The organism is Acetivibrio ethanolgignens (assembly GCF_001461035.1).
Classification (GTDB): domain Bacteria; phylum Bacillota; class Clostridia; order Lachnospirales; family Lachnospiraceae; genus Velocimicrobium; species Velocimicrobium ethanolgignens.
This window is the reverse complement of sequence record NZ_LNAM01000183.1, coordinates 1-20,078: the sequence shown is the minus strand read 5'-3', so window position 1 is coordinate 20,078 and position 20,078 is coordinate 1. Positions and strand designations below refer to the sequence as shown.

Genomic DNA, 20,078 nt, shown 5'->3' with positions numbered 1-20,078 from the left:
TAGAAAAGTTGTACATTATTATTTTGGAACTTTTGTACATTTTTGTATTGACATTTATATTGTGTTGCAACATTCCCTCACGTTCACTCAAAAAAAGAGCAGGTATCTCTTGGCGAACCTGCCTAGTGGCTCCGCATATCCTCACGTCCTGTATGCAATCAATATTCAGTTGTCAAGGTACAGGGTGCATACGCACCGATCAGCGCATGGAAAGGGACACCGCTGACCGTCTGCTATGCCACTTTGAAAGCCAATATTTTCGTTATCAGCTTCGTTTCAAGTCTGCGACGTAAGGTTTCGTCCACACAGTAATGCGGATTCCCACACTCATCATAGAGCTTTCTTGTAGCCAGAGCTGCAATATATCCCTCGTAGTGTTTCAAAACCTTATTGATTGCTTCCACATCGCCGGAAGACGCTGCCACTATGATATGGTAAGGCAGCAATTTTGAACATTTACTTGATTTCTCCATTCCTGATCCCCTCCATAATCTGTTTTAACGCTTGTAGTGAGCTTACCCGGTGATGATGAATGGTACTTCTGACAAGATTCATTTGCTTTGCGATCTCCGTATCTGTCATATCCATAAAAAAAGACATTAAAATAACATTCCGCTTCTTTTCCGGCAAATACTTCAACGCTTCGCTCAACAACTTGTCCTTTACCTCAATATCATAGTCGAGGACACGAAACTTTTCTGATTCCGTTGTGTACTCATCCATTGTACTCAAACAACGTAGCTCCTCCTCCGTTAGCTGTGAAAACGAAACTTCATACTTACTTCTATAATCCATTTCCTTTTCATAGTTGACCTTTTCACCATGTAATACCATCTTGCAGAAACGGTCAAACTGATGCCTGACTGTCTGCTTGTCGGAAGAAGATTGCCCCATTAGAGTTCACCTCCTTCCGCATCCAACCGGAACAGAGTAAAATAATCTCCCTTTCACTCAATATCCCAATCGGGAAGTAAGGAAACGTCGAAAAAAACTCTAATTATTTTCAAAAAAGTTTCCAAATACGCAAAAAACGTCCGAGAGGCGATTTGCCTTTCGGACGCTTTTTGTCCTCTCACTCTATTCTTTTTCTGATCAATTTTCTTTATATTTAAGAATAGGCAACTCCAAAGAGCTGCCTATTACTTACTTTACAGTAACCTTTATTCTCTTGCCATCCGTTACAGGTTCTTAATCGTAACCTTCTTGCTCAATCCCTTCTTGACCAGTAACTTCTTATACGTTTTGTTCTTACTCTTCGGCACCTTGACCACCGCACTGGTGGAGACACCGGAAAACGCATACTGAGAAACCGTCTTTGTGGTCAAAAGCGTTGTGTTGATTTTGATGGTCTTCAGCTTCGTGCAGCCCTTGAACGCATAGTTTCCGATCTTCGTTACTTTGGACGGGATCGTGATGCTGGTCAGGCTTGTGCACTTGTAGAACGCCTTGGAACCAATGGTGGTCACGCTCTTTCCAATGGTCACCTTCTTAAGCTTGCTGCAGCCGTAGAATGCATTTGAACCAATGCTGGTTACGTACTTTCCTATCGTTACGGTGGTAACCGTCTTGTTATTCTTCAGCGCATTTGCCGCAATGGATGTCACTTTATAGGTAATGCCGTCAATGGTCACCTTATCCGGGATTGCGACAGTCTTTGCCTTGGTATTCTTTGTCTTTACAAACTGCACCGTGCCGCCGGTGGTGCCGGATTTTGTTACCTTGTAAACCATCTTTGTCTTGCTGTCCGTCAAAAGAGTCCCCTTCTTCGGAGCTGTGACAGCAGGAGTCTCCTCCTCAATGGTTGAATTGTCTACCAGCGCAAAGGTGGAAAGATAGGTGGTGGTAAACTCGTAATACTGCTTCGTTCCCTCTGTTATGGTCTTACCCGGCATCTTCTCGGTCTTGCCATCCTCTGCGATATGGATCACTGCCACATCCTTACCGACAAGTGCAGCCGGTATTTCCAGACGGATCCTTAACGTATTTCCGCCAAAGGTAGTGATGGCTTTATTCTGAGACGCAATCGTCACTTCCACAATGTAACTGTTCTCTCCGGCAGCTTCTTTTTGTACATCGGTAGGCATCGTAACCTTGTCGATCTCAATGGTTATGGTATTTCCTCCTGCCGCAGATACTGCTTCTTTTAACACCTCCTGCGGAAGGATCACATCACCTGCTGTGGTGGCAACAACGAGGTCTGCATCGGTCTTATCCAGAATCTGTTTTACATCTGACGTTGTCATGGTCAGCTGGATGTTGTCTGCATTTCCGGTGTCTTTTTCAGAAACGGTAAACACGATCTCTGCGGATTGATTATCTGCCGCCTGTTTAATGGCTTCTGTCACATTCGCTGCTTTGACTGTGGCACTGGCTGTACCGTTCTCCACCTGCACTTCCGTTGGTGAGGTTGTGGTGGTAACATTGCTTCCGGAATCTTTGCCGGTTGTTACTTCACCGGTGCTTCCGCCGGAACTACTGCCACCGCCTGTACTGCCACCGGAGCTGCTTCCACCACCACCGGAAGGCTTTGTTGTGATCGTCAGCGTTCCATTTGTAAATATGATCGTATAGTTATCTCCCTCCGGAGCGGTCAGACCACTGATCAATATCTCATAGGTTCCGTCTTTCGTGTTGTCCGGTTCCTGTCCGTATGACATGGCAGCCGTACCACCTAAAGCATCTGTTCCGCATAATCCTGTGACGGAATAATCGGTTCCGGACACCGGAGTTGTCAGATTCGGTACCGCATCGCCAACATAGATATTTTTATCCTTCGCTGCTACCGTAATCTGTGCCTTGGTAATTTCAAAGTTGTAGGTTTCTGAACCCACATAGTCATCAGATGTAATGGTAAATACAGCGAGATAGCTACCTACGTTTGTGGGAGCCTCCACCGGAGTAGAAAGATTATCCGCTTTATAATAAGTTACGGTAGTCTCCCCGACTGCAATCTCTCCCTCTGCGGTCTTCCATACCGGTGTGCCTGTATATGCATAGGCTGCTGCGTTATATACACGGTTGCCGCAGGTCACACCGGAAAGAGTTACCGGTGTCTTATCTGTGGTCTTAATCGTTAAGGTTGCTGCTGAAATAGCGTAATTGCTATTTGTAAATGTAATTTGTACGATGGCTGTCTGGTCTGCGTCTGCTACACTTGCAACATGCAGTGTCAGCTTGCCGTCTGAAATATCTGCATTTGCCGGATCAGAGCTTAACACTCCTTTGTCATTTGATATCGTACCAACTGCATAGGTTGTCTCTCCGGTCACGCCCTCTGGAAGGAGCTTGCTTAAATCATAAGTAATCTCCTTCTCCTGATTCGTTTTCACAAGAAGCGCCTGATTGGTTCCCGTCAAGGATTTCTTGCTGATAGGAAAAGTTTCCGTTGCTGTTCCGGTAAAGTTGCCTGTTCCCTTCACGGTCAGTATGTAATCATTCCTTGCATCCGTTCCGGTATTACCACTGACGGTATAGTCTTCGGCTCCAAGTATCAAAGTTCCAACTGTTACACTAGCAATACTCTGTGTCTGTTCTGCACCGGTATAGGTCAAAGGTGTACCCAAATTAATCGTCGTGTTTTCATTCGTGATTGTTAGTGGTGCAATGGTCACTTTGATTTCAACCGGTGTCGTGTCTGAGTGGTTATCATCGCCCACCACCTTATACCATACACTGTATTCTCCTGCGTCTTTTCCCGCAGGAATGGTTGATGAATATGTTCCGTTCTGACTGGTGCTGTACTGCCAAGTACCACCTGTTACGTTACTTTCTGCGACAACAAGTGCCTGCGCGTTTCCGTTATAGGTTAAGTCAGGCTTTGCCGAAGGTACAGTGCCTACGCTGGCTGCCGCCTTTGTAATCTCATAGGTGACGCTAACGGTTTTCGCACCATCACCTTCTCCAAGCGTAATGCTTGCTGTGTAGGTTCCTGCATCTTTTGGTGCAGTCGTTCCAAGATCGGTTCCATCCGACTTTGCATATGTAATATCCGGCGTCGTGATACCACTGATAGCACCCGATACCGTAGCCGCCTTAGCCTCACCTGTATAGCTTAAATATCCGGCGGGTGCAGCTAAGGTAATCGTGCCTAAATCTCCACATTCAGAGCAGCTTGCAGAGATGGTGTGCGCACTGTCATTTGCCTGATATTGGATTTCCGCATGTGCCTCTGCGTAACCACAAGCAGAACATTTATGCTGTGCAGGATTCTCATTATTCAATACAAACTGATGATCCAAGACCTTATCGCATAAGGAACATTTATGTTTTGTATTACTCTCTACCAGGCTAAACGTAGCTCCTTCATGGGTACATTCCCCTGCGCCCTCCAGCGTTACTGTCTGATTCGCTGTGATATTCGAGATGGTATAGACACCATTCTCAGCAGTTAATGAAGAGGAATTTGCCTTAACTACAACATTTTTATTATATCCAGCAGCCGGTGTCACGGTAAAGGAAAAGCTGCCATTCCTGCCAACATATCGGCTATTTCCATCTTCTGCGGCAACCGCATAGCCCTCATCTGTCGGCAGCGTTACTTCAAAGCCATAGATCAGTCTTTTCACACTACCATCTTCGTTTTTCTCAAAAAGACAGCCATTTGCGGTATAAAATGTACCATTGTCTTTCATGGTAATCGTTGTCAAAGCAGTACAATTGTAAAATGGCGCATCCCCAATCGTATTGAGCCCACTACCATCTGCAATATTCACTGTAGTTAATCCACTACATAAGTTAAAACATCTTTCCCCCATATTTTCAACCGAAGCAGGTATTGTTATGCTCTCAAGTGCCTTACACCAGCCAAAAGCCTGTATGCCGATACTCTTAAGGCTGCTGCCCTCTGAAAATGTAACACTCTCTAAGCTAGTGCATGAACCAAAAGCCCGATAGCCAATGCTTTCAACTGAGGCTGGAATTACTACTGCTGTTAGTTTCTCACAATTCCAAAATGCACTATTACCTATCTGCTTTAACGAACTTGGAAGCGTTATACTTGTCAGCGTTTCTGAGTACATAAATGCAGCTTCTCCAATACTTGTTATCGAATTTGGAAGAGTGAAGTTGCTATTAATCGGCATATAATAAAACGCATATGCTTCAATACTTGTTACCGAGTCCGGAATCGTGCTTGTTTTACATCCTGCAATCAATTTATTTGTATTTATTTCGATGATACAGTTTCCCTCAGACTTGTATACAGTGTTTCCAGCGTCTACAGTAATTGTCTCTAATGCTGAACAATAACCAAAGGCACATATCCCAATACTTGTAACAGATGCCGGAATAGTTATATTCGTTATTGTTTGACAATTTAGAAATGCCTTTTCTCCAATGGAAGTAACTGTATCAGGAATTGTAATCTCTGTCGCCAATTTACAATTTCGAAATGCACATTTACCAAGGCTTGTAACACCGGATTGAATGACTATTTTTTTGACAAGGTTACTTTCAGTACTCATGTACCAAATACCATAAACTTCATCCACCATCTCTCCTTGTCCCGAAATGGTCAACGTACCACTATTATCAATCACCCACGTCAGATTGTCGCCTTCTTTTCCGCAATATCCGCTGAGTTGTACATCCGTTCTCGTACAGGTTGCCGATGCAACAGCACTCGCTACACCATCCTTAACAGCAATCGCCTGCACTTTAGATGTGACAAAAATTGTGATTGGGCTTTCATATACTTTTCCTGCCGTACTAGACGGAGTGGAACCGTCAAGGGTGTAGTAGATGGTTGCACCATCCGTGGCACAGGAAATGGTGATTTCCTGAGAACCTGTGAATTCCGTTCCATCATCAACAGAAAATGTAGGCGTCTCTACTGCATCTTCCGCCTTCGCAGTCACAGGCAACAAGACGACTGCCATGCAGACACTCAGAATGAGTGACAAGATACGCTGTGTAATTCTGCCCTTCCTCCATGTGTTTCCTCTTCCTTTTTCTCTCTGCTCCATTTGCTTCTCCTTTCGCTCTCCCAAGTTTTCCTTTTCGTAACCGATTGCTCTGGTTGCGGTGGACAAAAGTCCATTCATGCAAGTCTAATGTCCATGTTCCTCGTTGCCATAACAAAAAAGCAACAGTACCTCATGCGCTTTTACGCACAAAGTCTGTTGCTAAAAAAACTGTATGCAAATAAGACAGATTTATCTGTCTGTCTGTCTGTCTGTCTGTCTGTCTGTCTGTCTGTCTGTCAAAATTGTCCTACTGTTTACGAACCAAGTCAATAAACTTAACCTCCTTCTCCCAAAACGTCCTTACGATTGATCCCATTTTGTTTTATATTGTATCATGTTTCTGCATCAATTACAATATTTACATAGTTTTATTCCGTTTATTAGTATTCGATCCCTTTATGATATAAGGCATAAAGCAAAGAACTGCATAAACTACAATTTTTGTTTGTACTTTATCGCCAACGTGTTGTAGTTTATCCCATTTTGTGGTACAATCGACTTATCAATAAAACCAGAAGAGAGGAATACCCATGCCCGATTTGGAAAGATTTTTTAAAAGACACCATATAGAAGTAGAGAACATTCTCTATATATACCACCGTGACAGAAAAAGTGTGGTCTGCTCTGCATCCGGAGAGGAAGCAGCTTCCACTATCCCCATGCACGAGTTACTGGCATTCCTGCCGGAGGAGGAGTTTTTATCCATTTCCAGAAACGCCATCGTCCGCCGTGACAAGATTCTTAACATCAGCAAGGATGGTGTTTACACCATGCCGGATGGGAAAACCTTTCAGGGCAGGACGCGATACTTAAGTACCCACAGACGGCTACGGAAGGAGATGCATTTTGATGCACCCCTGCCCCAGATAGAAGTTCTTCCCCCCTTAAGCTTATTTGAAAAATGCAGTATTTTAGACGATATGCCCGTGGCGTACTGCGTGATTGAGCTGGTATTTGATGCGGACGGTCATGGCGTGGACTTTGTTTTCCGCTACTGCAACAAACACATGGAAGTCGTAGAGGGCATCCCCGTGGAAGAAATGTTAAACCGTTCTTTTTATGAGGTGTTCAAGAACGGGGACAGAAAATGGCTGATCGCTTACGCAGATGTAGCCTTAAACGGGGTACAGCGCACACTCCATGATTACAGTCCGGAGATTGACAAGAATCTCACGATCTACTGCTATCAGCCACAGCCGGGGTACTGCGCCTGTGTGCTGGTGCCGGCGGAGTAAACTGGTTTTACTCCGCTTTATCCTCCATTTTTCTTGCAAAAAAAGTCAAATGGGAAGCTCATCTACACCCAGTCGCTCACACAGTCTGCGGTTTGCTTCATACACTCGTTTGTATGCTTCACTACAAGGTTTTTCTTCCTCAAACTCATTCTGTATCCGAACATTCTGTATCACATAATCTGCTTCATCCGCATATTCTCCGCAAACTGCCTCATATACATTTTCAACTAATTTCATATAAGCCTCCGTTTGTCTCACTTTTACAACACATTTTACTCTGATTTACGAATAGAATCAATATAACATGTTGAAAAAGTGAGACAAATTTATTTTGTATCGCAATGATAAAGGAGAGTCGTATGCCGAAACCGCTTTCACTTCACGGCGAGAAAAATCTGATCAGTCAACGTCTGATCGCTTTGCGTAAAAAACAGGGGCTGTCACAGCGTGATCTGGCACAAAAGCTCCAGCCTGCTGGGTATGATATGGACAGAAATGTGATCACCCGCATTGAAACCAATCAGCGGTATGTGACTGACATTGAACTAAAGGCTCTGGCAGAGGCACTGGATACCACATATAGTTTTCTCATAGACGGACGATAAAATCATCATTTCCTTTTTTCGGATAAGCCACACCCTCCGGGAGTGGCAAAAGAGATAGTTAGCAAGCACTGCCAGTGTCCGAACACACAGGCTGAAATTTACTTTTCATGCCACAGGCAAATCCCGAAAATTTCCATAGGGAAGTATCCCTAACCCTCTTTGCATTTTCTTTCACTTCCTGCCGGAAGTTCTTGACCTTTTCTCTTGCTTTTGCTACAATTTGACATGGATTATTTTATCCAAAATTGAATAACTTTTGAAACAGACTGTTGTAAAAATATCGAACATTTTACAGCAGTTTTTTTGTGTCCAAAATAAGGAAGGAGTTAAAGAAATGGCAAACAGAACACGAACCAACCGCAATGAATTTCACTTGAATGATGACGAGCAGTATATCCTGGACGAGAAGTTCAGAGTATCAGGCATGAAAAGCAAGTCCGCTTTCTTACGCAAGCTCATTTTGTATGGCTATGTCTATGACGTGGATTACAGTTATTTAAGAAATTATAATACGGAGCTTGGACGTATCAGCTCAAATCTGAACCAGATTGCCAAGCGGATAAACAGCACCGGAAACATTTATAAAGAAGATATGGACGAAGTAAAGGAGTTGATGAATGAGGTATGGCGTACACAAAAATCCATGCTATCAAAGCAACCGTTGATAAAGCGATAGACTACATCTGCAATCCCGAAAAGACCGATGAAAAAATGTTTGTTTCCTCTTATGCCTGTTCTCCGGAAACCGCAGCTTATGACTTCAAATATACTCTCGACCACTGCCGGGAAAACAGTCCTAACAAAGCCTATCATCTGATACAGGCTTTTGCTCCGGGAGAGGTTGGTTTTGAAGAAGCGCACCGCATTGGAAAGGAGCTTGCAGATAAACTTTTAGAGGGAAAATATTCGTATGTTGTTACCACCCATATTGATAAAGGGCACGTTCATAATCACATCATTTTTTGCGCCGCTGATAACATCGAACATAACAAATATCACGACTGCAAACAGTCCTATTATCACATCCGGAATCTGAGTGATGAGCTGTGCAAGGAACACAATCTTTCCGTCATCATTCCGGGTGCGCAGCGTGGCAAAAAATACAAAGAATGGCAGTCTAACCAGAACGGTTCTGCATGGAAAACGCAGATCAGAAAGGACATCAATTTCTGCATCAAGTCGGCTTCCACTTACGAAGAATTTCTGCTTCTGATGAGAGCCAAAGGGTATGAAATCAAAGGGGAAACTTTTGAAGAAGGAGCTGCCAAATACATCTCATTCCGCCCTCCGGATAAAGAGCGTTTTGTGCGTGGCAGTGCGAAGTCTTTGGGTAAAGAATACACAAAGGAACGTATCAGGGAACGCATCGAAAGGAAACGGGAACGAAAGGCAACGATCCCCAAAAGGGACTACTCTGCCCGCAGGCTCATTGACACCTCAGACGAAAAATTTCAGAGCAGTCCGGGACTTCAAAGGTGGGCTGCCATCGAGAATTTAAAGATTGCCGCACAGAGCTATAATGAAGTCGGTTCCCTGTCAGAACTGGAACACAAAATTGCGGTGAAAACCGAAGCCGGAAAGTCTGCAAAACAGAGCGTGGTAGAACTGGAACATCGCATCAAAGACCTTGCGGAAATCATCAAATATGCACAGCGGTACAAAGACAACCGCTCCTATCATATCGGCTACAAAAAAGCCAAGAACCCTGACGCATATTTCCGCAGATACGAAAGCCAGATCATTCTTTATGGCGGCGCCAGACGTATGCTTGAACAGGCGGGCATAAACTTAAAGGGCTTGAATGTCGATAAGCTAAAAGCAGAGTATCAGGAACTGATGAAGCAGAAAAACGAGCTGACTTCCACCTATAAAGATTGTGAAAAGGAAGTGCGTGAGCTAAATCGAAAGTTGGAAAATCTCAATCAGTATCTCGGACGGACACAGCCCGATCCGGCACAGGAACAACAAACGAAAAAAGATACTCCGAACCTGTAAATGGGTAAAAAAATAGAGGTGCCGAAACACCCCTATTTTCCTAAACCTCTTGCAAAATCCGCAAGGCTGGTTTATAATCAGCTTAGAAACCGAAGGATTTTGGTGTGTCCAACGGTTGCACAATCGGAAACAAATAATCAGTTTAAAAATCAAACGGATTACAGGCTATCCCCTATTGGCGTAGAGGATAGCCTTTCCGTTTATTTGCGGTTATGTTTATTGTCTATGTATGTCAAGGCTGCAAATACAACCAGTAAAAGTGTAAGCACTTCTAAAGTATTCATACCGACCTCCTTTCTGTTTCCAGAAAGGACAACCGCAAGACTATCCCTACTGCTCTAATCTGACTGAAAAACATTATATCATGTGGTGTCGAATTTTGCTAGTACCGACTCACATTCATTCTGCCGCTTCCAGAGAAATTTCTGCAAATTCCTCATCTGTCATGTTCTGGAGCTTACCTAACACCTGCTCTCCAAGCTCCTCCATATCGCTGTCCTTTATGTGCGGCATTACCTGTCTGATCTGACCAATCATATCCGTCCTGTCCTGTGTCTCAAACACACACATGAAATTGATTTCTTCTACTGTGAATTTACTCATCTTCTTACATCTCCCTCTGTGATTTTTTCTCAGTTTCCTTTTCCGGTGAAGTACGTTCCGCCTTGTCCCTCTGCTCTATGACTGCCTTTTTCTCTGCCAACTTCTTCTTTATGGAAATTCTGCCTTTGGTCTGCTCCTGTTCCTTTTTCTCGGCTCCGTTGTTTAAGACATTATCAATCATGTTGTAATTCTGTTCGGTAAGCTCCTCCACCTTTGCAAGCGGCTTGTATTCTGCCAGCTTGTCAAGCAGCTCCTTTGCCCTTCTTGCAGTCTGAACCGCTTCGCTGCCATCAATCTCCACACCCTCTCCAAAAATGTCCGTAATGCCCTCTCTGACGCCTTCAGAAATGACCGCATTAAGAAAGTCATTCAGATACCCGGTATTTCCATTTCTGATGTCCTCAGTGATGTTGGCAACCTGTGCTTCTCTGTCCTCAACCGTATCCTGATACTGATAAGTGTCATAATCATAAGAAAGCTGGTCTATCTGAGAAGCAAGGATAGCTGCCTGCCACTTCTCCAATGAACCACGCACCTCAATGTCCGGTAACTTATCAATCAGCTCCGCTATGACCTCGATTGCTTTCGGATCGTCTGTTATGTCCGGTACATAATCCAATACCTCCAGGTCAATGACCTTGCCGGAGAGAATATCCATTTCCACGTCCTCATAGTGCTCGGTTCCCTCAGTGTGTATGTTAATGCCGATACTCGGAATCCCGTTCATACGCTCTGGTGGTATGCTTTTCCACACAGCGATTGCTTCCTCCACACTTGCGATATTCTCATGGAACTCTCCCAGACTGTGAAATTCGCCGCACTCTGCAACCGTTAAGGTAACGGTTTTCTCCGATATAGCTTCCAACGCAGACGCTTTCTGCATTGCCTGTTTCTCTGCAAGATAGCTTTCCACTCCCGGAAGATAAGTTGCAAGCGTTCCGGTCCTGCCCTCTGTGATAGGATTGATATCAACCTTTATGCCGCCGATCATAAGACCGTCCTCGTTAAAGGCATTGAATAGATCATCTTCATGCTCCCTGCCCTTATACTCCACAACCACATCCAGATCGGAGCCTGCTTTCTCCAGACCTCTGCATCTGCTTCCGGACACCACCACATCCACAAGCTCAACATCTATCTCATACTCGTCGATCTTGGATTGCAGATATGCCCATACCGTCTGCTCTATATCGTCCTGTGTCTGTCCATTGATCCCGTTAAATAATTCCTCTGTCTTTGCCTTGAAATCAGCAACAACATTGTCTGCTTCCGGCACTTCCTCCCGGATACGCTCATTTAAATGCTCACGCTCCACCGCTTCTGTTTTCTCCATAAGCTCCTCATAGTCCACCGAAATACGCTTATCCTGTCCTGACAGTCCAAAGTCCTCCAGAATGTCCTTTAACGCCGCATGAATGGAAATATCAGGATTATCATACACACCACCGTCAATCAGCTTGTAATCCGTATCAAAAACGGAATAATCATATCCCTCCGTACAGGTCTGTATACTGACAAATTTATCTTTTATGGAAAATGCCATCTGCTCCGGCTCTTTCACCTCAAAATACGGATTGTCCCACTCCGTAATCGGTACATCTTCCTCGATGTGCTTCTGATTGGCAGTAGGCATTAACTTCTCCATCTTTCCTTGTTCATAGAACGTATCGAACCGGCTCATATAAAGGGAAATATCATCAAGACCGCCCTGTTTCAACTGATGTTCAAAACGCTGCTTCACAAAGTCTTTCACTTCCTCCGGTGTCATATCCCGGTGGACTCTTACCTTGTCAATGCCAATGCTGTCACTCAACGTCTGCAAATCGTCCATGAAGTGCTTACTTTCCTTTGCTTCACTGCTGTGGGTAAAATCAAGAGACAGGACATTTTCGTTATTCTTTACATGGATTACATCAAATTCAATGCCATGCACACTGACACCAAAGGTTGTCCTTGCCTTGTCATCGCTGTACTGTGCATCTTTGCCACGATAAGCCTGAAATGCTTCCATTGCTTCAGAAATGCTGTCAAAACGCTCCAGCTTACTCCTTTCCGGGCTGTTCTCTGCCCATGTGCTTAAATCTGCAATGACGTAATAGGATACCTTGTCATTTTCAATGTCCATGTGCTTCTGAAGCTGTCTTGCTTCCATGATGCGTTCAAGCTGTGTCCTTCCGGTTACCATGTAGGAACCGATGTTATTTTCCTTGTTGAAAGGCATATTCGCCATTTCCCGCTCTGCTTCATATAAAGCAGCCGCAGCTTCCTCATAGGTATCGTAATGCACTCCTGCTGGTGTGATGTCCTTGATCTGGTTTTGCAAATGCAAAAGCCTGAAATCCCCGTCTGCATACGGATCGCCAATGGCAAAGTAATTCTGTTCAAAGTCAAGCGTACTGACCTCACGCCATTCGTTGTAATTGACGAGGAACACTTCATTTCCCCTGTCCGGTTCATCGTTTGCGTGTTCCTGTGCTATCTCCGAAAGGATCTCCGTTGTTTCATCAATGACCGTAGCCTGCTCTTTTGTATGCTCTGCCATAAGCTTCTTTGTAAACTCCGGCACCTCCCTGTAACCAAAGGAATCCACATAATGGCTTGTGTTCTCCCCGTTCTGATGAAGCACCACTACATCACTGACAGAAAGGGAATGTCCCCTAAAATCTGCCGGGTGAGCTATATTAAAGCGGGTGTAAATATCTTCAAGGCTTGTGCCTTCCTCTAATGGTGCAGTATATATCAGGTCATAATTCTCCTTTGTGACCGCAATTCCCTTGCTTTCAAGATAGTCCATTCCCATAAAGTGAATGTCCCTTGCTTCCTCTGTATCTTTGAGCTGATAAATGCCAAATCTGTCCTCGCTGCCAAATAAAAGTTGTGCTTCCCTGTTTGCAGGGCTTTCCTTTCGTTCTTTCATATCCACAAGCTCCTCTGTATCGGTATTGTAACAGACATCAAGGTGGTATTCTCCAAATTCTTTTGTATCTTCATTGGCAATCTCGGTAGTCCATGCCCCTTTACTCTCTAGATATGCTTGAATACTCAGCTTATCGTCCTCACTCATGGCTGAAAGAATGTCCATAAGCTCCTGTCTGTCCATGCCCACAACACTCACAAGGCTGTATTGTGTCAGATCATCATTCTGTATCAGAAGAATACTCTCCTTATTCTGTTCCTGCTCCGCTAACCTGTCCTTCTGTAACTCTGTTAATCTGTCCTCAATGCCTGTGATCAGCTCCGAAGCGGTCTTTCGTATGGTATCAAGGGAAGATTTCAGTTCTTTCATATCCCGGTCACTGCTCCATCCGGCGATATACCCAAAGGAATAGTCCGAGGTATCAATGCCAAAGTGCTGGCACACCGTATAGGCAACACTCTCTGCTTCCACTTCCTTTGTATTGCGGTCTTTGTCTAAGATCGCATCTATATCCTGATTCCGTTCCCGGTCATGGAGCTTTGCGTGTGCCACCTCATGGATAGCGGTCTTTACGGTCTGGCTCTGGCTCATGCCCTCCTGTATGGCAATCCGGTGGTCTGTGGTATGGAAATATCCCTTTGCCTCCCCTTCTATATCTTCATAGGTAATGGGAACCGGGGAAACCTCCGTAAGTGCCTGCATGAAGTCCTCATAGTCCTCCACGCTTCCCGAAAGCTCATTTACCCCTATATCCGGCAGCTCCTTTCCGTCCGTCTGTGACAGGTCAAAATGTAAAGCTTTACATTTTGATATATCGCAGACGGACGGTAAGCCCATACCGGAGCTTGAAACAGCGGAACTGTTGCAGACTGTTGAGGGGTATGAGGATTTTGTAAAGGCACTTATGGAGGTTGCTCCTGTTCCCATTGGTTTTGAGGATATTCCGGGGGAATCAAAGGGGTATTTTCATACAGAGGAAAAAAGAATTGCAGTACAGGAGAATATGAGCGAGAGCCAGACCCTAAAGACAATGGTACATGAAGTGGCGCATTCCATGCTTCATAATAAGGAGCTTAACAAAGATATGGATGCACCCGTAAAGGACAGAAATACAAAGGAAGTGGAAGCAGAAAGTATTGCCTATACTGTGTGCCAGCACTTCGGGATTGATACCTCGGATTATTCCTTTGGATATATTGCAGGGTGGAGCAGCGGCAAGGAAATGACGGAATTAAAAGCATCCCTTGATACGATCCGCAGGACTGCATCGGAGCTGATTACAGGGATTGAGGGGCAGTTACAGGCTTTACAGTTGGAGCGTGCTATGGAACAGGCACAGGAGAAGGAAAGCCTGTTATTGGTACAGACTACGGACTTATCCGAGTACAGTCTGTTAAATGTCAGAGGAATGGATGCACAGGAGCTTGTGGCAGCGTTAGCGGATATGAGTGAGGATGACAAGTTGAGTGTGCAGGCATATCTGGAAAGCAAAGGAGCATGGACTACGGAGATTGCCAATCAGGATACAAAGGAATTTGATGAGTATCACTTGGATGTACGCTATTTTACGGACAGGGATGAGATTGTGGATGTGTCAAAAATAAGGGAACAGCAGGCAGAAGAAAACTTATCCGTTATGGAAAAGGCAGAAGCCTTGATTGGAGCATTTGAAGCAAATAAAACGCTTTTTACACCGGAGGAGCGTAATCTGATTGTAAATTATGCCTATAAGACGGATGATTTTGACAAGACTAAGGCTCTTGCACAGAAACTTGCGTTAATGGAAGATAAGGGGCTTGCAGGGGCAGGAGAGGTTGTGGCAGAAGCTCAGGCAGAGATTGACGAACTGCCGGGTCCGATGATTGGTTTATATGAAATGCACGATTATGGATATGACTGGTCTGAAATGCTGCCACTTACAAAGGACAGGGCGTTGGAGCTGTGGGATGATGATTATCCTATTTATCTGCTACATGTGGACGGTTCGGAAACAATGGCAGATGACAGGGAAGAAATCGAGGAGCATGGCGGTATCTTCGGTATTGAAAAAGAGGACTGGATGCGTGAACGCAGCCTAGACAGGGAGAATGATATGGAGCAGGAAAATGAACCCAAACAGCCTGTTGCAGTAGAAACCGTATCAGAGGAAAAATCACAGGATACATACAAGATTTATCAGTTAAAATCGAATGATGAATTATGGCAGTATCATTTTGAAAATCTGGAGTCGTTAAAAGCCCATGATTTGAAGGTGGAAGGCAAGAATTATGAGCTGAAATACGAGGGCGAATGGACAGAGGGTATGCACCTTGAAGGGATTTATACCAAGTTCAATATTGACCGTCCGGAAGATTTTACAGGACATTCTTTATCGGTGGGAGATATTGTGGTGCTAAATCGTGACGGAAAGGAAACAGCACATTTTGTGGATTCTGTTGGATTTGTGGAAGTGCCGGAGTTTTTCTTGGAGAGTGTGCGGGAGCAGACAAGGGAAGAAGTGGCAGAGAGTATAGAGGATGGCGATGAAATCATTGATTTAGGCGATGGCAGGGAAGCTGTGCTTGCACAAATTCGTGGAAGCAAGGAAAACGAAGTACTGGAAACAGAAGTACAAGAAACAGAAGTGCAGGACACCTCTGGACAGGATGTCCAAAAGCAGAAGCCGGAAGTGGAGATTACCCTGACGGTTGCGGAGTGTGGAGAATTTCATAATATGGGAGAGTTTTATGAGAATATTCCTACGGTAGAGGAAGCCATTGCTCTTTTTGAAAAGATTCCACCGGAGCGTATGAATGGTATTCCTGCAATCGGTATCAATCTGCACAGGGCAGGAGAAGAAAAATATGAGGATGACTGTATTGATTTTGCAAATGCAAAGCACATATATCTGGATGTGTTACAGTACATGCCGGATATAGCCAATGAGCCGAAGGCAATGGAAGTGGTGGCAGAACTGATTGCCAAATTACCGGACAGGGAGATTGACGGAAATTTATCGCCGGAACTGGAAGCAAAGGTATGGGAAAAGCGTTTGCCACAGCTTTCTGAGGAGGAAAAGCTGGCAGTGGAATTTGACCGATTATGTTTTGATTGTGACAGGATTCTTTACCATGATACGGTGCGAAATATGTCGGAGAATGTGGAAGAATTATCACAGGAAATCAAGACAGAAGGAACGGAGCGTATTTCTGATATTCTGCGTGAAATCGTTACAGAAGGTGTTGTGCCGGAGGAAGTGGAACGGGCAAAGGAGCTGCTTGATAAGCTGTCAGAATATAAGCCACTTGCAAAGGTGGAGGAAGTGGAAGAACAGAATTACAATATGATTGATAATGTTCTGAACAATGGTGCAGAAAAGGCAAAAAAAGAAGCTGACAGGAAAGAAATGGATAAACCTCGTGCAAGAGTATCTCTAAAGGAACGCCTTGCCGAGAAAAAAGCGATAATTGCCGGGAATGATAAGGCGGCAGAAACACAGGAAAATGTAAAGAAAAATCAGAGGGAGATGTAGACTATGAATATAATATTTACGGTAGAAGAAAGTAACTTAATCAGCATTTTTGCAAGCAAAAACAGGACAAAGGTAATGCGAGATATAAGCATTGCCATTCCACATCTGGATGATGAGGAAATGATTGATTTGTCTTTGCGTGTGGTAGATAAGCTGAAAGCGATGTCGGATGAGGAATTTGCAAAGCTCGAAATCGAAGCGGCAGAATAACGATAGTGGACGAATGGACATTATGTTAAATGGGTATTGAGATATGGAAAAGGTTTGTCATTTTTTGATGGCGAACCTTTTTTTGAACGAATATTGGTAAAATTGATGAAAATACTTACCACACATGTTGCAACAGAAGCGAGTCGTATCAATGAAATGGTTGACCGAATGGCAGAGTTATTGAGACAAGAGGATGAATAGTACGAAAATATAAGAGTGAAAAATGCCGGGTAGTGTGATTGACACTATCCGGCATTTTTTATGATTTCAGAAAAATTGAACAAGTCAAAGTTACAAGAAAATTGAACTTATTCTATGATGTTCAGATACTTTCTTTATTCAACATACTTGGACATATGGGAGCGGTGTTATTATTTTTTTCTAAATAATCAGTACCCCACGAACACATGGATTCTAGTATCGGAATAATAGTTTTTCCAAAGTCGGTTAATGCATATTCAACTTTTGGTGGCACAACAGGATATACGGTTCTGTTGATTAGTCCATTATCTTCTAATTCTCTAAGCTGCTGCGTAAGCATTTTCGGTGTTGCAGACGTGATGAGCTTGCTTAATTCATTAAATCTAAGTGTTTTTCCTATTAGATGCCACAAAATAAGGGTTTTATATTTTCCACCTATCAGTTGAAGTGTTGCTTCTACCGGGCATTGAAAAGATTGACATTGTTTCATTTGGTAACCTCCTGAATTTTTCATAGTATCTTTTTGGGTAGTATATTACTTTGAAGTGCGTACTTGTAAAAAAGGAAATCCATAGTATTATTATAGTGTGCTTAATTAAGCAAAGCAATAAGAAATTACATCGATGGAAAAATTGAAAGTGAGGAATTATATTATGGATTTTTTGGCGTTGGCAAAGCAGCGTTGTTCTGTAAGAAAGTATAAGCAGGATGTAGTAGAAAAGGAAAAATTGGATAAAATACTTGAGGCAGCTCGTGTGGCACCTACAGCAGCAAATATCCAGTCACACAGACTTTTGGTGGTAAACAGCAAGGAAGGACTGCAAAAGTTATCTAAGGGTGTGAATTTTCATGGTGCACCTTTAGCTATTATTGTGTGTGGAGATCATTCCGATGTGTTTGTGCGTCCTTTTGATAAGCAGGATATGGTAATGGTTGATGCAACTATTGTTGCGGATCATATCGTATTGGAAGCAGAAGATTTAGGACTTGGTTCATGCTGGCTTACCTATTTTGAGCCTGCGACTATTAGAAAGGAATTTAATATTCCTAATAATTTGGAGCCGGTGGCAATTATTGCACTGGGTTATGCAGATGTTGCAAAAGCATCGCCGGACAGACATGCAAGAGATAGAAAGGCAATTGAGGATTTCGTATATTACGAATCATTTTAAGCAAAAAGCTTAAGGGATTGAAAGGACAAATGATATGGTACTTAAGAAAGAAAATATGTCAACGGTAGTAAGAAGTCGGTTGAAAGGTGGCAGGGGAGATATTTCTTTTCTGAATTTTGCAGATTGCACAGGTTTTAGAAATTGTAGGTTATTATCAGAAATGACTTTGCCTGTAGGTGCAAGTATTGGAGAGCACACCCATGAGAATGAATCGGAGTATTACATTATATCAGAGGGAACAGGCTTAGCGGTTGACAATGGCGTTGAGAGAATCGTGGAGAAAGGTGATTTGGTAGTAACCAATCATGGTGAATCACACAAGTTAGTTAATACGGGTGATGTGCCGTTAAAGGCAATAGCAATAATTGTTACATATCAACAATAATTCAATCCCCCCCCCCATTAAAATTGTGAAATATACACAAAATATGTGGGCGGGGGCTTTTTTAGGAGGTAACGAATGACAGAGAAAGAGAAAATGTTGTCAGGTGATTTGTATAATCACTATGATGCAGAATTAACCAATGACCGTGCCTGCATTGCAGAAAAGTTAGCTTTATATAATCAGTTGAAGGACGATGCAGAAAAGAAATGTATGTTAGGTACTATGTTGGGTAAAATCGGCACAAATGTAGAAATAAAGACGCCATTTATGTGTGATTATGGATATAACATTGAAGTAGGCGACAACGTGTTTGTTAACTATAACTGCACGATATTGGATTGCAACAAGGTTGTTATAGGAAACAATGTACTGATTGCGCCGAATGTTCAGATTTATTCTGCTACGCATCCGACAGATTATAAGGTGCGCTTGCAGGAGCTTGAAATGGCATATCCTATAACTATTGAGGATAATGTATGGATTGGTGGAGGAACCATAATCTGTCCGGGAGTAAAAATTGGAAAAAATACAGTAATTGGTGCGGGTAGTGTTGTCGTTAAGGATATACCGCCAAATTCGATAGCAGTGGGTAATCCATGCAGAGTTATAAAAACGCTTGAGGAGGATGAATGTGAGTAAAGTAGTAAATTTTGTAGGAATGGGACATATCAATATTGTTGTGGAGGACATTGATAAAGGAATTGAGTTTTATAGAAAGTTATTTTCAGCTATACCATATCAGATATTTAGGGATTTTTCGAATGTGGGATTTTCAAAGGCTGCCGGATTTTTAGAGGAACCGAAAAAAGTAAAGTTGCATATTGCTTTCTTGGATATACCTGATACTGGATTAACACTTGAATTAATGCAATATGTGACACCAGCGACTGTTAACAGGGTTGTGCGCAATGATGTATCGGATATAGCGGGTGTTCGACATGTGGCATTAAAGGTACAGGATATAGAGAGTGCATTTAATCATGTTTCTTCTGTGGAGGGCATTAAGCTGATTAATGAAAATATAACTTATAAGCCATACAAGATTGATGATATTGCCCATACAGATTTTATGTTTTTTGATGAAGAATTGGAAAATGATGTTAAGGCAAAAGATAATGTGGTAGCGATTATTTCCAATACGAAGTACTTCTATTTCATTGATAAGTACGGAGTGCAATGGGAATTTGAAGAAGGACATACTGATGTAGGAAATGACAAGTAGTTGTCAAACCGCAGATTATCTCGGGCGATTTCCGCAGATTATTTCAGACGGAAACACCT

17 protein-coding genes are annotated in these 20,078 nt (G+C 43.2%); 10 read left to right on the top strand and 7 right to left on the bottom strand.

Annotation, left to right across the window (positions count from 1 at the left end):
- Positions 1–233: 233 nt before the first annotated feature.
- The 3 genes from ASU35_RS13870 to ASU35_RS13860 all read right to left on the bottom strand — a co-directional run bounded on the left by ASU35_RS13870 (position 234) and on the right by ASU35_RS13860 (position 5,963).
- Positions 234–473 carry a helix-turn-helix domain-containing protein gene (locus ASU35_RS13870; RefSeq protein WP_058353593.1) on the bottom strand — a complete coding sequence of 80 codons (240 nt, stop codon included), beginning with the start codon at positions 471–473 and terminating at the stop codon, positions 234–236.
- Positions 457–894 (bottom strand): sigma factor-like helix-turn-helix DNA-binding protein, encoded by a 438-nt coding sequence (locus ASU35_RS13865; protein WP_058353592.1) that lies wholly within the window; start codon positions 892–894, stop codon positions 457–459. The genes ASU35_RS13870 and ASU35_RS13865 overlap by 17 nt, the downstream gene beginning before the upstream one ends.
- Positions 895–1,178: 284 nt before the next feature.
- The gene (locus ASU35_RS13860; protein WP_172794652.1) at positions 1,179–5,963 is read right to left on the bottom strand and encodes a leucine-rich repeat protein; all 4,785 of its coding nucleotides are present in this window, start codon (positions 5,961–5,963) and stop codon (positions 1,179–1,181) included.
- A gap of 530 nt (positions 5,964–6,493) precedes the next feature.
- Between ASU35_RS13860 and ASU35_RS13855 the strand changes: the two genes are divergently transcribed.
- On the top strand, positions 6,494–7,198 hold the full coding sequence (locus ASU35_RS13855; protein WP_058353590.1) for a LytTR family transcriptional regulator DNA-binding domain-containing protein: 705 nt from the start codon (positions 6,494–6,496) through the stop codon (positions 7,196–7,198).
- Positions 7,199–7,243: 45 nt separating this feature from the next.
- Here the strand turns inward: ASU35_RS13855 and ASU35_RS13850 are convergent, their stop codons facing one another.
- Positions 7,244–7,435 (bottom strand): hypothetical protein, encoded by a 192-nt coding sequence (locus ASU35_RS13850; protein ID WP_058353589.1) that lies wholly within the window; start codon positions 7,433–7,435, stop codon positions 7,244–7,246.
- Between the two features lie 122 nt (positions 7,436–7,557).
- Here ASU35_RS13850 and ASU35_RS13845 point away from each other — a divergent pair, with 122 nt between their 5' ends.
- The 3 genes from ASU35_RS13845 to ASU35_RS13835 all read left to right on the top strand — a co-directional run bounded on the left by ASU35_RS13845 (position 7,558) and on the right by ASU35_RS13835 (position 9,798).
- Positions 7,558–7,803 carry a helix-turn-helix domain-containing protein gene (locus ASU35_RS13845; RefSeq protein ID WP_058353588.1) on the top strand — a complete coding sequence of 82 codons (246 nt, stop codon included), beginning with the start codon at positions 7,558–7,560 and terminating at the stop codon, positions 7,801–7,803.
- Between the two features lie 334 nt (positions 7,804–8,137).
- Positions 8,138–8,479 (top strand): plasmid mobilization protein, encoded by a 342-nt coding sequence (locus ASU35_RS13840; protein WP_058353587.1) that lies wholly within the window; start codon positions 8,138–8,140, stop codon positions 8,477–8,479.
- Positions 8,428–9,798: a relaxase/mobilization nuclease domain-containing protein gene (locus ASU35_RS13835; protein WP_058353586.1), complete on the top strand. Its 1,371-nt coding sequence runs from the start codon at positions 8,428–8,430 to the stop codon at positions 9,796–9,798. The genes ASU35_RS13840 and ASU35_RS13835 overlap by 52 nt, the downstream gene beginning before the upstream one ends.
- A gap of 399 nt (positions 9,799–10,197) precedes the next feature.
- Here ASU35_RS13835 and ASU35_RS13830 read toward each other — a convergent pair whose 3' ends face one another.
- Positions 10,198–10,401 (bottom strand): transposon-transfer assisting family protein, encoded by a 204-nt coding sequence (locus ASU35_RS13830; protein ID WP_055171222.1) that lies wholly within the window; start codon positions 10,399–10,401, stop codon positions 10,198–10,200.
- Between the two features lie 4 nt (positions 10,402–10,405).
- On the bottom strand, positions 10,406–14,155 hold the full coding sequence (locus ASU35_RS20310; protein WP_058353585.1) for a YodL domain-containing protein: 3,750 nt from the start codon (positions 14,153–14,155) through the stop codon (positions 10,406–10,408).
- A gap of 25 nt (positions 14,156–14,180) precedes the next feature.
- Between ASU35_RS20310 and ASU35_RS13820 the strand changes: the two genes are divergently transcribed.
- Both ASU35_RS13820 and ASU35_RS13815 read left to right on the top strand, forming a co-directional pair.
- The gene (locus ASU35_RS13820) at positions 14,181–16,829 is read left to right on the top strand and encodes a YodL domain-containing protein (protein ID WP_058353584.1); all 2,649 of its coding nucleotides are present in this window, start codon (positions 14,181–14,183) and stop codon (positions 16,827–16,829) included.
- A gap of 3 nt (positions 16,830–16,832) precedes the next feature.
- On the top strand, positions 16,833–17,039 hold the full coding sequence (locus ASU35_RS13815; RefSeq protein WP_058353583.1) for a transposon-transfer assisting family protein: 207 nt from the start codon (positions 16,833–16,835) through the stop codon (positions 17,037–17,039).
- A 322-nt stretch (positions 17,040–17,361) separates the two neighbouring features.
- On the opposite strand, the gene ASU35_RS13810 is transcribed toward ASU35_RS13815, so the two are convergent.
- The gene (locus tag ASU35_RS13810; RefSeq protein ID WP_058353582.1) at positions 17,362–17,730 is read right to left on the bottom strand and encodes a winged helix-turn-helix transcriptional regulator; all 369 of its coding nucleotides are present in this window, start codon (positions 17,728–17,730) and stop codon (positions 17,362–17,364) included.
- 133 nt (positions 17,731–17,863) lie between these two features.
- On the opposite strand from ASU35_RS13810, the gene ASU35_RS13805 reads away from it, so the two are divergent.
- The 4 genes from ASU35_RS13805 (at position 17,864) to ASU35_RS13790 (ending at position 20,019) form a co-directional block, all read left to right on the top strand.
- A complete protein-coding gene (locus tag ASU35_RS13805; protein WP_341417279.1) occupies positions 17,864–18,412 on the top strand; it encodes a nitroreductase family protein in 549 nt (182 codons plus the stop codon).
- 34 nt (positions 18,413–18,446) lie between these two features.
- Complete coding sequence (locus tag ASU35_RS13800; protein WP_058353581.1) at positions 18,447–18,797, top strand: cupin domain-containing protein; 351 nt, start codon at positions 18,447–18,449, stop codon at positions 18,795–18,797.
- A 75-nt stretch (positions 18,798–18,872) separates the two neighbouring features.
- Entirely contained in the window at positions 18,873–19,436 is a 564-nt protein-coding gene (locus ASU35_RS13795) for a sugar O-acetyltransferase (protein ID WP_058353580.1), read from the top strand.
- Positions 19,429–20,019, top strand: coding sequence for a VOC family protein (locus ASU35_RS13790; protein ID WP_207644138.1), 591 nt, complete (start codon positions 19,429–19,431; stop codon positions 20,017–20,019). The genes ASU35_RS13795 and ASU35_RS13790 overlap by 8 nt, the downstream gene beginning before the upstream one ends.
- Positions 20,020–20,078: the final 59 nt, after the last annotated feature.